This window comes from Stutzerimonas tarimensis (genome assembly GCF_042648805.1).
Lineage (GTDB): Bacteria > Pseudomonadota > Gammaproteobacteria > Pseudomonadales > Pseudomonadaceae > Azomonas > Azomonas tarimensis.
Map to the genome: position 1 here is coordinate 1 of NZ_JBHRXZ010000025.1, position 1133 is coordinate 1133.

Here is a 1133-nt window from a genome sequence, read left to right on the forward strand (position 1 = left end):
GGGGTCTGTCCCTGAGGAATCCCCACAAATCTACTCCAGTTGCTGAGCTTGGCGGCGCACCTCATCACGCAGCAGTAGCTCCATTTCAGCAAGTACAGAGTTGGAAAAATCATATGCTGACCGCCCCAGGTATTCGAGGCCGATTCGCCAGAGCGACAGCACGGGTTTATGCCTGACACTGTTACTTTGGAAGCGACGAGACTGACCTGTTGTCCGAGCCCGCAGGCCTGCCAAGTACAAGACGTAACAGGCTAGCGCAGCGATCAGCAACAGGATCTCAATGCGGCGTGGGCAGCGAGTACGGTGCAGGTCGAAGGCAAAGCCGAAGCGCAGGCTTTTCACGTCCCGAAATCCTTCCTCGATCTGCATTCGTTTGCGGTAAATGCCGACGACTTGTCGAGCCGTCCATTGTGGTTGCGACAGGTTACTGGCCAGCAGCCAGGGCTCCTGCTCACGCCGAGCGTTCTGCCGGCTCAGTTTGTTGCGAGCGATACTGCCGGTTACGCGTCGATGCTTGCGCCCCTTGGGCGGTTGATGCACGCAATAAAGCGGTACGAGATGTGGCGCACTGCGCGTCATCTCTATCAGGCCGAGCGAGCGTGCAGTCGATGCCGCCTGCTTGTAGAGCTGCTTGATTGGTTCCCATTGGCCCAACTCGTTGCGATAGAGATCTCGATTGCGCACACGCCCAACGTAGTGCCAGCCCTTGGCTTCGACGGCCTGGAACCAGGGTCGCCGAAAACCAGCATCGGTCACTAGGATCGGAACGCAATGCTTAGGGAGCATGAGCGCCAGGGCATCGAGCAGTTGGCCCTGCCGCTTGGGGCACCCTTCCCGATCATGCACCGCCTCGTAAATTGGAAATGCCCTCCCGGCAAGCGGGATAGAGGCACGCAACAGATAAAGATCAGAGGCTGCATTGATCGGCGACCAGTCCACCAAGATCACAGGATGACGCAGTGAGCCAAGCAAGGCCCCGAGCATCTTCCAGTAGAACAACGAACGTTCAAGATGCAACTGGCGATTACCGAGCAAACGATCCACGCGCTTGATCGAGTGTTTGACGTAAGCCTTGCCCGGCAAGCTCCTACCGAGGCTGGTCAGCGTCAGGCGATGACCGCGAAGCAAGGATG

The 1133-nt window shown here is 58.1% G+C and carries 1 protein-coding gene; it reads right to left on the minus strand.

What is annotated here, in order from left to right; genetic code table 11:
- Positions 1–30: 30 nt before the first annotated feature.
- Positions 31–1133, minus strand: a 1103-nt coding sequence (locus tag ACFOMF_RS16425; protein ID WP_386366883.1) for an IS4 family transposase, incomplete at its 5' end; no start/stop codon positions are given.